We start from the raw sequence: 13,844 nt of genomic DNA on the forward strand, positions 1-13,844 counted from the left end.
ATGGGACCACAGGAAGCCGACGAAGCCAACACTCTCGGCAGTTCGTGGCGCCGCGTGGTACGTCTCCTCGATGAGGACGACCGCGTCTCGCCGCGGCAACGGGGGTTCGTCTCGCTTGCGCAGGCCCAAGGCCTCATTGGTTCAACGCTCCTCGTCGCTGTCCCCAATGAGCTCACCCGCGAGGTGCTCCAGGGCCAGATCAAGTCGGCCCTCGACGACGCGCTGCGCTCGGTGTTCTCAGAGGACGTCCGGTGCGCGATCGACGTCGACACCGATCTCGTTCCCATCCGCGAAGAGACGTTCGAACCGGTCAAGCGCCCGGAGATCCGCGAAGGACTGCGCGAAGACCTCCGCCCGGCGCCCACGCCGCCCACCACTTCTCAGGAAGTCAGCCGACTCAACCCCAAGTACGTCTTCGACACCTTCGTGATCGGCGCCTCCAACCGGTTCGCGCACGCAGCCGCCGTCGCCGTCGCCGAAGCCCCAGCCAAGGCCTACAACCCGCTGTTCATCTACGGCGACTCGGGCCTCGGGAAGACCCACCTCCTGCACGCGATCGGCCACTACGCCCGCCGGCTCTACAACGGGATCCGGGTGCGGTACGTGAACTCGGAAGAGTTCACCAACGACTTCATCAACTCGATCCGCGACGACGAGGGAACGAGCTTCAAGACCACGTACCGCAATGTGGACCTCCTCCTGATCGACGACATCCAGTTCCTGGCCGGCCGCACGGGAACCATGGAGGAGTTCTTCCACACGTTCAACGCCCTGCACAACAGCAACAAGCAGGTCGTCATCACTTCGGACCAGCCGCCCAAGGCGCTCCACGGCTTCGAGGACCGCATGAAGTCCCGCTTCGAGTGGGGGCTCCTGACGGACATCCAGCCGCCGGACCTCGAGACCCGCATCGCGATCCTGCGCAAGAAGGCCAACAGCGACGGCCTCTCCGCGCCGGACGCCGCGCTCGAGTACATCGCCTCGCGGATCTCGGCGAACATCCGCGAGCTCGAGGGCGCGCTGATCCGCGTGACGGCATTCGCAAGCCTCAACAAGCAGCCGGTCGACGTCGCGCTGGCCGAGATGGTCCTGAAGGACCTCATCACGGACGACTCAGCGCTCGAGATCACGGCCGACCAGATCCTCGCCGAGACTGCGGCCTACTTCAAGCTCACGATCGAAGAACTCAACAGCAAGTCCCGGACGCGCACGCTCGTCACGGCCCGCCAGATCGCCATGTACCTGTGCCGCGAGCTCACGGACATGTCGCTGCCGAAGATCGGACAGGTCCTGGGCGGCCGCGACCACACCACCGTGATCCACGCCGACCGCAAGATCCGTGAGCTCATGGCCGAGCGTCGGGCGATCTACAACCAGGTGACGGAGCTGACCAACAAGATCAAGCAGGCCCAGCGCGGCGTCTGAGCGCCCCTCGCCTCGCCCGCGCGTGCCTTATTAACAGGACCCTGTGGACAACCCTGTGGACGGTTAAGTGCACATCCCCGCCTGATGGGGTTAAAACCCCCATCAGGCCTGTGGAGACACGTAACTACACGAATCCGGCGATCCACAGGCCACCCCACTCTGATGGCACACCATCAACACCGGATGAACACCCGACTCCCGCGCGAATCCGCGGCCAGAGACCGTTATCCACAGTTTCCACAGCAGTTATTAACACCATAAATACCAAGAATCTGAAGATCGTCAGATAACAGTTACCCGCCAGCCCTCCGAACCCCCTTCGAACGACCCCGTCGGAGCCCCCTCCCCCGAGCCGATCAGCTTGAACCGGCGAGTACGGTTGGCGCTAAGCTGTGGTCAACTGCGACAGCGATGAAAGGCGGAACGCTTCCGTGAAGTTCCGAGTCGAACGGGATGTCCTCACTGAGGCCGTGAGCTGGGCGGCCCGCTCGCTTTCTCCGCGTCCCCCCGTACCTGTCCTGGCCGGTCTGCTGCTCAAGGCGCATGACGGCGTCGTGACCCTCAGCAGCTTCGACTACGAGACCTCGGCACGCTTGGAGATCCCCGCCGAGATCCGCGAGGAAGGCACAATCCTCGTCTCAGGCCGGCTCCTTGCGGACATCTGCCGCAGCCTGCCAGCGGCACCAGTCGACGTCGAGACCGACGGAACCAAGGTCACACTCACGTGCCGCCGCAGCTCGTTCCACCTCTCCACGATGCCCGAGGCCGAGTACCCGCCCCTCCCAAGCCTCCCTGCGATCCTGGGAACCGTCCCCGGTGACTCCTTCGCCAAGGGCGTAGCTCAGGTCACCATCGCCGCGAGCAGGGACGACACGCTGCCCATCCTCACGGGCGTTCGCATGGAGATCGAGAACGAGCTCATCACGCTCCTCGCCACCGACCGCTACCGCCTCGCCATGCGCGAGATCCACTGGCAGCCGACCACCCCCGGCACCTCAACAGCCGCTCTCGTCAAGGCCAAAACGCTCAGCGAAGTTGCCAAGACGCTCGGGGGCGCCGGCGATCTGAGTCTCGCCCTCGCCGATGACGACTCACGGCTCGTCGGCTTCGAAAGCGGGGGGCGCACCACGACATCGCTCCTCGTCGACGGCGACTACCCCAAGATCCGGTCATTGTTCCCCGAGTCCACACCGATCCACGCCGTCGTCTCCACCCAAGAGCTCGTCGAGGCCGTACGACGCGTCTCACTCGTCGCTGAACGGAACACCCCCGTGCGCCTCTCGTTCACCGAAGGCCTGGTGACCCTCGACGCAGGCACGGGGGAAGACGCCCAGGCCTCCGAAGAGCTCGAAGCCCAGCTCACGGGCGAACCCATCGTTGTGGCATTCAACCCGCACTACCTCATCGAGGGCCTAGCTGTCATCGAGACTCCGTTCGTGCGGTTCTCGTTCACGAGCGCACCGAAGCCCGCGATGATCACTGCTCAGCGGGCGCTCGACGGTGATGATGAGGGTGACTACCGCTACCTCGTGATGCCGGTGCGACTGCCCAACTGACACGCCAGACGACGCCCACCGCTGCCCGATCTACCTCGACGAAGGGACACCGCATCATGCACATCGGACTCATCGGCCTCGGCAAGATGGGCTTCAACATGCGCGAAAGGCTCCGTCGGGCGGGCATCGAGGTCACGGGCTATGACCGGAACCAGGACCTCGCCGACGTCGCCAGCACCGATGAACTCATCGCCGCGGTGCCCGCCCCACGCATCATCTGGATCATGGTCCCGGCAGGCGAAATCACCGACAAGGTAGTTGCCGAGCTGTCCGAGAAGCTGTCCGAGGGCGACCTCGTGATCGACGGCGGCAACTCCCGGTTCACCGAGGACCAACGCCACGCTGCACTGCTGGAGGACAAGGGTCTGCGCTTCGCCGACTGCGGCGTCTCGGGTGGCGTATGGGGCCTCGAGAACGGGTACGGCCTCATGGCGGGCGGCGACGCGGCAGACATCGAGCGCGCCATGCCGGTCTTCGACGCTCTGCGGCCCGAAGGCGACAGGGCTGACAGCTTCGTCCACGTGGGCGAGGTAGGTGCGGGCCACTACGCCAAGATGGTCCACAACGGCATCGAGTACGGGCTCATGCAGTCCTACGCCGAGGGCTACCAGCTCCTTGCCGCCAAGGACATCATCACCGACCTTCCCGGCACCTTCCGCGCCTGGCAGAAGGGCACCGTCGTGCGGTCATGGCTCCTCGACCTCCTCATCAAGGCACTCGACGAGGATCCGGGCCTGGAGACGATCGACGACTATGTGGAGGACTCCGGCGAGGGCCGCTGGACCGTCGAGGAGGCCATTGCCAACGCGGTGCCCGCGCCGGCGATCACAGCAGCGCTCTTCGCACGCTTCGAGTCGCGCGAGGATTCCTCCCCGGCCATGAAGATGGTCTCGGCGCTGCGTCACCAGTTCGGCGGGCACGCGACGCGCCCCGCCAAGTAGGCAGGGGCGCCGGCGACCGGTGTACGTTGAACGCCTTTCCCTGACCGACTTCCGCTCCTATGCCCAGCTCGACCTCGAGCTGTCCGCGGGCGTGACCGTCCTCGTCGGGCAGAACGGGGTGGGCAAGACGAATCTGGTCGAAGCCCTCGGGCTGCTCTCGACCCTCGGCTCGCACCGGGTCAGCTCGGACGCGCCCCTCGTGCGCTTCGGTGCCGAGCGCGCGCTCGTCCGTGCGGGCTTCGTGCGGGGCTCGCAGCGCTCAACCCTCGAGCTCGAGATCCTCCCCGGCAAGGCGAACCGTGGCCGCGTCAACCGCGGCAGCACGGTCCGGGCCCGGGACCTCCTGGGCATCGCGCGGACCGTCCTGTTCGCGCCGGAGGACCTCGGTCTCCTCAAGGGCGACCCGTCGGCGCGGCGGCGGTTCCTCGACGACCTGCTCACCGTGCTCCTCCCCCATCTGGCCGGGACCAAGGCCGACTACGACCGCGTCCTCAAGCAGCGCAACGCTCTGCTCAAGAGTGCCAGGTCCGCGCGATTCTCCCGGCGCGGGTCCGCCATGGATCCCATGGACTCTGCGGGCGGGGCGAGCGTCGCGTCGACCCTTGATGTGTGGGACAGCCATCTGGCGCGGGCCGGGGCACGTCTGCTCGCCGCTCGGGTGAAGCTCGTCGAGCGGCTGGTCCCGCACATCGATGCCGCCTACGCGCAGCTCACCGACGGTTCCAAGGTGGCTCGCGCCGTCTACCGCTCGAGCCTCGAAGGGGCGGTTCCCGACGAGGAGGAGACGCACGACGGCGACCACGCGCCGTCGTCCGTCGCGTCACCTCGGGTGGGAGCTCAGGGCGCGGACGGCGCTGATGGCGGCGGACTCTCGGGACTCGGCGTCGACGAGATCGCCGACCGGTTCCTCGGAGCGCTTGCCCAGGCACGTCCGCGCGAGCTGGAACGCGGGCTAACGCTCGTGGGCCCGCACCGTGACGACCTCGAACTCCTGCTCGGCGACGCCCCGGCGAAGGGGTTTGCCTCGCACGGCGAGACATGGTCGTTCGCGCTCGCGCTGCGATTGGCCTGCTACTACGTCATGCTGGACGACTCGACCGTTCCCGGAGACGAGCCGATCCTCATCCTGGACGATGTGTTCGCCGAACTCGACGCAGCCCGTCGTGCACGGCTCGCCGGGATCGTGGCGAAGGCCGAGCAGGTCCTCGTGACCGCAGCGGTCGACGCGGACATTCCGGCTGAGCTGGGCGGCCGTCGGATTCAGGTGGTTCCGGGGGCCATCGTGGATGCGGACGTGGTCGCCAGAGGCGACGGCGATGTCTGACTCCGGGCCCCGGGAAGGCGCCGAGCCCTCGGCCGAGCGGCTCGACGCCGCGCGCGCTGCGCTGAACCGCGTCCGGCAGGCCGCCGAGGCGCGCGGCGAGGTCCGCATGCGCGCGACGGGACCGCTCGTGCGCGATCCGAACGCGCCCCGGGCCAGGAATGCGAGGGGCCGGGGCGCCGCGGGGTACAGCGGGCGCGATCCGCAGGGGCTCGGCGCCGTCGTGAACCGCATGGTGGCCGAGCGCGGCTGGAACTCCCCTGTTGCGGTGGGATCGGTCATGTCCCGGTGGCGCGAGCTCGTGGGACCGGAGATCTCCGCGCACTGCACGCCCGAGAGCTTCGAAGGCACGGATCTGCGCGTCCGGTGCGATTCGACCGCGTGGGCGACTCAGCTGCGGCTCCTCGGACCGTCGCTCCTGGACCGGTTCAGGCGTGAGCTCGGGGACGGGATCGTGACCCGCATCCAGGTAGTCGGCCCCACACCCCCCAGCTGGCGCAAGGGCCCGCGCACTGTGCGCGGGCGCGGGCCCCGGGACACCTACGGCTGATTCGGTGGACGGCGCGTGAGGCGCTCAGAAAGCCGGGAGGCACACTCCCCCTTTGTGGGGCCTCGATGGGGCGCGCCACGACGCCTTTGCAGGCCTCCCAGCGGGCATTCACCGTGGCGCTGTCCGTCCGGGCACGGATGAACCGGTAGAATCGACATGTTAAGCCCGCCGAACCGAGTCGAACTGAAGAGGGGTCGAAAACGCCTGTGGCTGACGAGAGTCCAGTGGACCCAAACACGCATCAGCAGCACGACGCGCCGGAGGGAGTGGCGCCCTCCCCTGCACCAGATTCCTCGGGGTCCCGCTCGGGATCGAAGGACTACGGCGCCAGCAGCATCACGGTTCTCGAGGGACTCGAGGCCGTCCGCAAGCGTCCGGGCATGTACATCGGCTCGACCGGCCCCCGCGGCCTCCACCACCTTGTCTACGAAGTCGTTGACAACTCGGTCGACGAGGCACTGGCAGGGTACTGCGACCACATCCAGGTGACCCTCCAGGACGACGGCGGCGTGCGAGTCGAGGACAACGGCCGCGGCATCCCCGTGGATGTCCATCCCACGGAGGGCAAGCCCACGGTCGAGGTCGTCATGACGATCCTCCACGCGGGCGGCAAGTTCGGTGGCGGCGGGTACACCGTCTCCGGTGGTCTGCACGGCGTCGGCATCTCCGTGGTCAACGCCCTCTCGACCCGCGTCGACACAGAGGTGCGCCGTCAAGGCCACGTGTGGCGCATGTCGTTCCGCGACGGCGGGCACCCAGTCGGGGGCCTCATCGAGGGCGAGGCAACGGACGAGACCGGGACGATCCAGACGTTCTACCCGGACCCGTCGATCTTCGACGCCACCGTGTTCGACTTCGAGACGCTGCGCGCCCGCTTCCAGCAGATGGCCTTCCTCAACAGGGGCCTGCGGATCACGCTCACGGATGAGCGCCGCGGCGACGAGGAGGAGAGCGAGCTCGCGGGCGAGGAGGAACTCACCTCCGGCACACCCGCGGAGGCTGCGGCGCGCAAGCACCGGGTCGTCGACTACAAGTACGACGACGGGCTTCTGGACTACGTCAAGAACCTCAACTCGTCGAAGAAGATCGAGGTTATCCACGAGGAGGTCATCGCGTTCGAGAGCACGGACCACGAGCGCAAGATGGCCCTCGAGGTGGCGATGCAGTGGACCACGGCGTACGCCGAGTCCGTGCACACGTACGCGAACACAATTAACACGCATGAGGGCGGCACCCACGAGGAGGGCTTCCGCGCCGCGATGACCTCCCTCATGAACCGGTATGCGCGCGAGAAGGGCATCCTCAAGGACAAGGATGACAACCTGACCGGCGACGACGTCCGCGAAGGCCTCACCGCCGTCATCAGCATCAAGCTCGCCGAGCCGCAGTTCGAGGGCCAGACGAAGACCAAGCTCGGCAACTCCGAGGCGAAGGGATTCGTCCAGCGAGTCGTGACCGACCAGCTCGGCGACTGGCTCGAGCGCAACCCGGGTCCGGCCAAGGACGTGATCCGCAAGGCTCTCCAGGCCTCGCAGGCCCGCATGGCCGCGCGCAAGGCCCGCGACAACGCGCGCCGCAAGAGCCCGCTCGAGTCCTTCGGCATGCCGGGCAAGCTCTCGGACTGCTCGAGCAAGGATCCGTCGCGCTGCGAGGTCTACATCGTTGAGGGCGACTCGGCCGGCGGCTCCGCCAAGCGCGGGCGGGATCCCGAGACGCAGGCCATCCTGCCCTTGCGCGGCAAGATCCTCAACGTCGAGCGTGCCCGGTTGGACAAGGCGCTCGGGAACGCCGAGGTCCAGTCCATGATCACCGCCTTCGGCTCCGGGATCGGCGAGGACTTCGACGTCTCCAAGCTGCGCTACCACAAGATCGTCCTCATGGCCGATGCCGATGTGGACGGTCAGCACATCACGACCCTTCTCCTGACGCTCCTGTTCAGGTACATGCGCCCGCTCATCGAGAACGGCTACGTGTTCCTGGCCCAGCCGCCGCTCTACCGCATCAAATGGTCCAACCACGCGCATGACTACGTGTTCAGCGACCGCGAGCGTGACGAGGCCGTCCGGACGGGCGTCGCCAACGGCCAGCGCCTGCCCAAGGAGAACGGCATCCAGCGCTACAAGGGCCTTGGCGAGATGGACTACACCGAGCTCTGGGACACGACGATGGACCCGGACCGGCGCACCCTCCTGCAGGTGACCATGGAGGACGCCGCGGCCGCAGACCAGACATTCTCCGTGCTGATGGGCGACGACGTCGAGTCCCGCCGCCATTTCATCCAGCAGAACGCCAAGGACGTCCGGTTCCTGGACATCTGATCTCGGGCACCAGAAGCAAGTAGACCGGACAAGAGGAGAGAAGCTGTGAGCGACGAGACTCCCGAGAACCCCACCGGACTTCCCGGGGACCCGACTTTCGATGCCGAACTCGGGCCGGAAGGCCCGGCCAACGGGGGCGCCGACCGCATCGAGCAGGTCGACCTGCAGACCGAGATGCAGCGGTCCTACCTCGACTATGCGATGGCCGTCATCGTGGGCCGCGCGCTGCCCGATGTGCGCGACGGCCTCAAGCCCGTGCACCGCCGCGTCCTCTACGCGATGTACGACGGCGGGTACCGCCCCGACCGCGCGTTCAACAAGTGCGCCCGCGTCGTCGGCGACGTCATGGGCACGTACCACCCCCATGGCGACATGGCGATCTATGACGCCCTCGTCCGCCTGATCCAGGACTGGGTCATGCGGTATCCGCTCGCCCTGGGCCAGGGCAACTTCGGCTCCCCCGGCAACGACGGCGCGGCCGCCCCCCGGTACACCGAGACCAAGATGGCCCAGCTGGCCATGGAGATGGTCCGGGACATCGACGAGGAGACCGTCGACTTCCAGGACAACTACGACGGCAAGAACCAGGAGCCCACGGTCCTGCCGGCCCGGTTCCCGAACCTGCTCGTCAACGGCTCCTCGGGCATCGCAGTCGGCATGGCCACGAACATCCCGCCGCACAACCTGCGCGAGGTGGCCGAAGGCGTCCAGTGGTACCTCGAGAACCCCGAGGCCACCCGTGAGGAGCTCCTCGAGGCCCTCCTGACCCGCATCAAGGGCCCGGACTTCCCCACTGGCGCGACCATCCTGGGCCGCCGGGGCATCGAGGACGCCTACCGGACGGGCCGCGGCTCGATCACGATGCGCGCCGTCGTGAATGTCGAGGAGCTCCAAGGCCGCACGTGCCTCGTGGTCACCGAGCTGCCGTACATGGCCAACCCGGACAACCTCGCCATGAAGATCGCCGAGCTGGTCAAGGACGGGAAGATCGGCGGGATCGCGGACCTGCGCGACGAGACGTCCGGCCGCACCGGCCAGCGCCTCGTGATCGTACTCAAGCGCGACGCCGTGGCGAAGGTTGTGCTGAACAACCTGTACAAGCACACGCAGCTGCAGGACAACTTCGCCGCGAACATGCTCGCGATTGTCGACGGCGTGCCGCGCACCCTCTCGCTCGACGCGTTCGTCCGGCACTGGGTTACCCACCAGGTCGACGTCATCGTCCGCCGCACGCAGTACCGGCTGCGCAAGGCCGAGGAGCGCATGCACATCCTGCGCGCGCTGCTCAAGGCTCTGGACATGCTCGACGAGGTCATCGCGCTCATCCGCCGCTCCCCCACGGTCGAGGAAGCACGCTCGGGACTCAAGTCGCTCCTGGAGATCGACGACCTTCAGGCGCAGGCCATCCTCGACATGCAGCTGCGCAGGCTCGCAGCCCTCGAACGGCAGAAGATCGTCGACGAGCACAACGAGCTCGAGGCCCTCATCACGGAGTACCGGTCGATCCTCGCCGACCCGGCGCGGCAGCGGCAGATCATCTCCGAGGAGCTCGCCGGAATCGTCGACAAGTACGGCGACGACCGCCGAACACGGGTCGTCGCGGGCTTCGACGGGGACATGAGCATGGAGGACCTCATCCCCGAAGAGGAGATGGTCGTCACCATCACGCGCGGCGGGTACGTCAAGCGCACGCGTAGCGACCAGTACCGCCAGCAGCAGCGCGGGGGCAAGGGCGTGCGCGGGGCACAGCTGCGCGGCGACGACGTCGTCGAGCACTTCTTCGTCACGACGACGCACCACTGGCTCCTGTTCTTCACGAACCTCGGGCGCGTGTACCGGGCCAAGGCCTACGAGCTCGCCGAAGGCGGCCGTGACGCCAAGGGCCAGCACGTGGCGAACCTGCTCGCGTTCCAGCCGGACGAGCGGATCGCCCAGGTCCTCGCGCTGCGCGACTACCAGCAGGCCCCGTACCTCGTGCTCGCAACGAAGGGCGGCCTCGTCAAGAAGACCCGCCTCGAGGACTACGACACGAACCGCTCTGCTGGCGTCATCGCCATCAACCTGCGCGAGGACGACGAGCTCGTGTCGGCGCAGCTCGTGCACCAGACCGACGATCTCATGCTCGTCTCCCGCCATGGCCAGTCGCTGCGATTCACGGCGGACGACGACGCCCTGCGGCCCATGGGCCGGGCCACGAGCGGTGTGACCGGCATGAAGTTCCGTGACGACGACGAGCTGCTCGCGGCTGACGTCGTGACGGACGACTCGTTCGTGTTCATCGTGACCGAGGGCGGCTACGCCAAGCGCACCTCGGCGGACGAGTACCGGGTCCAGGGCCGCGGAGGCCTCGGCATCAAGGTCGGCAAGTACCAGGAGGAGCGCGGACATCTCGTCGGCGCCCTGCTCGTCCAGGAGGAGGACGAGGCGCTCGTGGTCATGGAGGGCGGCAAGGTGGTCCGTTCCTCAGTGACGGGAGTGCCTGCCAAGGGCCGCGACACGATGGGCGTGATCTTCGCCAAGCCTGACAAGGGCGACCGCATCATCGCCGTCGCGAAGAACACCGAGCGGACCCTCTCCGAGGCCGACGAGGCCGACGAGGCTTCCGAGGGCTCTCCCGAAGGCACCGCCGAGCGCGCAACGACAGGGGACGGGGAGGCATCAACCGAGGCTCATGCCGTAACGTTGGCGTCAGACTCAGACCAGACTCCGGGAGGTAACGAGTGAGCACGCCCGAGAATACGCCGTCGTCCGGCGGCTATCCGCAGGCCGCGCAGCCGTCGCGCCCGCCGCAGCGCCCCACCGTGCCGCCTCAGTCCGCCGGGGGCTACGGCGCCCCGCGCCCTGCCGAGCGTCCACTGACCGGGCCTGCGGCCCAGCGCGTTGGTGGCCAGCGGCCTGGGCAGCGTCCCGGCCAGCCCGGCCTCGTGCGCCCCGCACCGAAGGCGAAACAGCGCCGCGCCCGCCTCATCGTGAGCAAGGTCGACACCTGGTCCGTGCTCAAGATGTCCTTCCTCCTCTCAGTTGCCCTCGGCATCGTGACGGTAGTGGCCTCGATCGTTCTGTGGATGGTCCTGGACGTCACGGGCATCTTCGACAAGATCAACGGCCTGCTCGGTGAGATCGGCGGTTCCGAGAGCGGCGGCGCCCTCGATCTGAAGAAGATCGCCTCGCTCGGCCAAGTCGCCTCGTTCGCAACGATCATCGCCGTCGTGAACGTCGTCCTCCTCACCGCACTGTCGATGCTCACGGCGGTCCTCTACAACATCTCGGCGACGCTCGTGGGCGGCATCGGGTTGACCCTCACCGACGACTGACCCGATTTTGTCCGCGGGCAAGCGGTACGGTAGAGTCTTATCTCGGCCCGAGGGCAATAATGCACTCGGGTTGGATGGGGGCGTATAGCTCAGGCGGTTAGAGCGCTTCGCTGATAACGAAGAGGTCCCAGGTTCAAGTCCTGGTACGCCCACGGAACCTTGTTTCCGATCCATGTGGAGGTGCCCGTGAAGAGACTGATTGCCATCGCAGTCGCCGCTCTGGCGGGTGCCTTCGTGTATCGGAAGGCCAAGGAGTCCGAGGCACAGAAGAAAGTCTGGAGCGGCTCGACCGACAAGGTAGAGTAGCCCGGAGCCCAAGGGCAACGGGGGCATGGCGCAATTGGTAGCGCACCTGCTTTGCAAGCAGGGGGTTAGGGGTTCGAGTCCCCTTGCCTCCACCGGAAGGGAGAAGGTCCCGGCACCGAATCGGTGCCGGGACCTTTCTGCATTCGGCCGCCCGGCTAGAGTGGGCTGGTGGTTCCCCTCCTCGTTGTGCTCGGCGTCCTCGGCGTGTCCGCGTCCGGACCGCTCATCGCCGGCACGCTCGCCGGCACATCGGTCACTGCGTTGGCCATCGCGTTCTGGCGCAACGCCATTGCCGCCGTCGTCATGGCTGCGCCCGTCGCTGTGCGAAGCCCGCAGCAGTTCCGCCGGCTCGGCCGGCGAGAGTACGCGTGGTCGGCGGTCGCCGGGACGGCCCTCGCGTTCCACTTCGTGTGCTTCATCCTCTCCCTCACGCTGACTTCCGTCGCGGCGTCGACCGCGCTTGTGTGCCTCCAGTCGGGCTGGATCGCGGTCTTCTCCCTCATCCGGGGCAGGAAGCTTCCGACGCCCGTGGTCGTGGGACTGGGCATGTCCTTCGCGGGCGTCATCGCGATCACCGGACTTGATCTCGGGACCTCGCCTGGGGCGCTCCAAGGCGATCTGCTCGCAGTGGCCGGCGGGATCCTCGCGGCTCTCTACACCATGGCTGGCGGAAAGGCCCGCGAGACGATGGGCACGGCAACCTACACCGCCCTCTGCTATGCCGTGTGTGCGGTGCTCGTCGCGGCTATGGCGCTCGCGAGCGGGCAGCGGCTCACGGGCTTCGAGCCGGCTGGCTGGGCCGGGATCCTCGCGATCACCGTAGCCGCGCAGCTCGTGGGCCATACGGCGTTCAACCACCTCGTCGCGACGCTGAGCCCGCTCGTCGTGTCGATGTTCATCCTGCTTGAGATCCCCGGCGCGGCCATCCTCGCTGCAGTCTTCCTGCACGAGATGCTCCCCGTCGGGATCTACGCCGGGCTGGGACTCATCCTGGCCGGGCTGGCCGTCGTCGTGATCGGGCAGCGCCGTGTTCGAGCAGCACGGGGCATCGAGCTGCCGACCGGGCCGGAACTCGGGGCCGACTGACGGGGTTTCGACTGCGCGGCCGCCGACTGGGCTGGTCCGCGGGGTTGGCTAGACTCCGCCTCGCTTGGCGAGCGGCTGGTTCGCCGCGTGGATGGCGCGCAGGAGCTTCGCGGGGTAGTACACGGAGAAGATCACGGCCATCGGTGCGCGAAGTGCGATCTTCTTGATGTTGTGCGCCTTGTACGTGCGGTCGAACCGCTGCACGTAGTACCGGTAGTCCTTGGGCGAATCCTCGAGGCGTCGCGCGGACATCCCTGAGACCATCTCGGGCCAGTACTGAATCCTGAGTCCTCGCTCGGCCAGGTGCAGGGACAGGTCGATGTCCTCGTGCATCTCGTCCTTCTCATCCCGGCACGTCGAGCCGCGGATGGTTTCCCAGGCTGTGCGGCGCAGCGCCATGTTGGAGCCGAAGAGAAAGTGGTACTCGTGCCGTGAGAGCCGCAGGAGCAGCTGGCGGACCTTGTCGTCTGCCTTGAGACCGAAGCGCCGCATGGGCATGTCGTAGTAGATGACGGGCCCTGTCGCGGCCTGCACGGTGGGGTCCGCAAAGGCGCGCTGGACCTCCTCGACCCAGTCGGGTTCGAGCAGGGAATCGGCGTCGATTCGCCCGATGACGTCCCCCGTGGCGTAGTCGAGCCCGAAGTTGCGGGTAGGAATGAGTCCCTGTTCGGCGTCCTGGGTCAGCAGGATGATGCGGGACTCGGGATATTCCTCCTGCAGTTGGCGGACGATCTGCGCCGTGGTGTCCTTGGACCTGTTGTCCACCACGATGATCTCGTGGGCCGGGGCAGACTGGTAGATGGCCGCCGTGACGCACTGGCGGATGACGCTCTCCTCGTTGTACGCCGGGATGACGATGGACACGCTCAGCTGTGCTTCGGCCGGCGACTCAGTCACGTCGAGGAGTGCGGTTTCGGAGTCCATCACGAGCCAAATCTAGCAAAGGCGGGCCGTGCCGCCCCTGTGCATGACCAGACGGGTCCTTGCGCGCGGCCGGACGTGCGACGTAGGGCACGAAAGCGGGCGC

11 protein-coding genes and 2 tRNA genes are annotated in these 13,844 nt (G+C 67.2%); 12 read left to right on the forward strand and 1 reads right to left on the reverse strand.

What is annotated here, in order from left to right:
* From dnaA to AB5L97_RS00060, 12 genes are all read left to right on the forward strand, one after another.
* Positions 1-1,425: a chromosomal replication initiator protein DnaA gene (dnaA, locus tag AB5L97_RS00005; protein WP_307958687.1), complete on the forward strand. Its 1,425-nt coding sequence runs from the start codon at positions 1-3 to the stop codon at positions 1,423-1,425.
* A gap of 431 nt (positions 1,426-1,856) precedes the next feature.
* Positions 1,857-2,981, forward strand: a complete 1,125-nt coding sequence (dnaN, locus tag AB5L97_RS00010; protein WP_307958688.1) for a DNA polymerase III subunit beta — start codon at positions 1,857-1,859, stop codon at positions 2,979-2,981.
* A complete protein-coding gene (gene gnd, locus AB5L97_RS00015; protein ID WP_369047481.1) occupies positions 2,978-3,922 on the forward strand; it encodes a phosphogluconate dehydrogenase (NAD(+)-dependent, decarboxylating) in 945 nt (314 codons plus the stop codon). Before dnaN ends, gnd begins: the two co-directional genes overlap by 4 nt.
* Positions 3,923-3,941: 19 nt before the next feature.
* Positions 3,942-5,246: a DNA replication/repair protein RecF gene (gene recF, locus AB5L97_RS00020; RefSeq protein ID WP_369045984.1), complete on the forward strand. Its 1,305-nt coding sequence runs from the start codon at positions 3,942-3,944 to the stop codon at positions 5,244-5,246.
* A complete protein-coding gene (locus AB5L97_RS00025; RefSeq protein ID WP_369045985.1) occupies positions 5,239-5,793 on the forward strand; it encodes a DUF721 domain-containing protein in 555 nt (184 codons plus the stop codon). Before recF ends, AB5L97_RS00025 begins: the two co-directional genes overlap by 8 nt.
* Positions 5,794-6,059: 266 nt before the next feature.
* Positions 6,060-8,111, forward strand: a complete 2,052-nt coding sequence (gene gyrB, locus AB5L97_RS00030; RefSeq protein WP_307958711.1) for a DNA topoisomerase (ATP-hydrolyzing) subunit B — start codon at positions 6,060-6,062, stop codon at positions 8,109-8,111.
* 45 nt (positions 8,112-8,156) lie between these two features.
* On the forward strand, positions 8,157-10,835 hold the full coding sequence (gyrA, locus tag AB5L97_RS00035; protein WP_423246810.1) for a DNA gyrase subunit A: 2,679 nt from the start codon (positions 8,157-8,159) through the stop codon (positions 10,833-10,835).
* The gene (locus AB5L97_RS00040) at positions 10,832-11,425 is read left to right on the forward strand and encodes a DUF3566 domain-containing protein (protein ID WP_374049300.1); all 594 of its coding nucleotides are present in this window, start codon (positions 10,832-10,834) and stop codon (positions 11,423-11,425) included. Before gyrA ends, AB5L97_RS00040 begins: the two co-directional genes overlap by 4 nt.
* A gap of 78 nt (positions 11,426-11,503) precedes the next feature.
* Positions 11,504-11,577, forward strand: a tRNA-Ile gene (locus AB5L97_RS00045).
* 34 nt (positions 11,578-11,611) lie between these two features.
* Complete coding sequence (locus AB5L97_RS00050) at positions 11,612-11,731, forward strand: DLW-39 family protein (RefSeq protein ID WP_307958691.1); 120 nt, start codon at positions 11,612-11,614, stop codon at positions 11,729-11,731.
* Positions 11,732-11,750: 19 nt separating this feature from the next.
* Positions 11,751-11,823 (forward strand) — tRNA-Ala (locus AB5L97_RS00055).
* Between the two features lie 76 nt (positions 11,824-11,899).
* Entirely contained in the window at positions 11,900-12,817 is a 918-nt protein-coding gene (locus AB5L97_RS00060; RefSeq protein WP_369045986.1) for a DMT family transporter, read from the forward strand.
* Positions 12,818-12,865: 48 nt separating this feature from the next.
* Here the strand turns inward: AB5L97_RS00060 and AB5L97_RS00065 are convergent, their stop codons facing one another.
* Positions 12,866-13,741: a glycosyltransferase gene (locus AB5L97_RS00065; RefSeq protein ID WP_307958714.1), complete on the reverse strand. Its 876-nt coding sequence runs from the start codon at positions 13,739-13,741 to the stop codon at positions 12,866-12,868.
* Positions 13,742-13,844: the final 103 nt, after the last annotated feature.

The sequence above is a fragment of the Sinomonas sp. P10A9 genome, assembly GCF_041022165.1.
GTDB lineage: Bacteria > Actinomycetota > Actinomycetes > Actinomycetales > Micrococcaceae > Sinomonas > Sinomonas puerhi.

Coding starts and splice junctions, on each gene's coding strand:
- dnaA (WP_307958687.1), top strand. CDS start 1: ATGGGACCACAGGAAGCCGACGAAGCCAACACTCTCGGCAGTTCGTGG.
- AB5L97_RS00025 (WP_369045985.1), top strand. CDS start 5,239: ATGTCTGACTCCGGGCCCCGGGAAGGCGCCGAGCCCTCGGCCGAGCGG.
- AB5L97_RS00065 (WP_307958714.1), bottom strand. CDS start 13,741: ATGGACTCCGAAACCGCACTCCTCGACGTGACTGAGTCGCCGGCCGAA.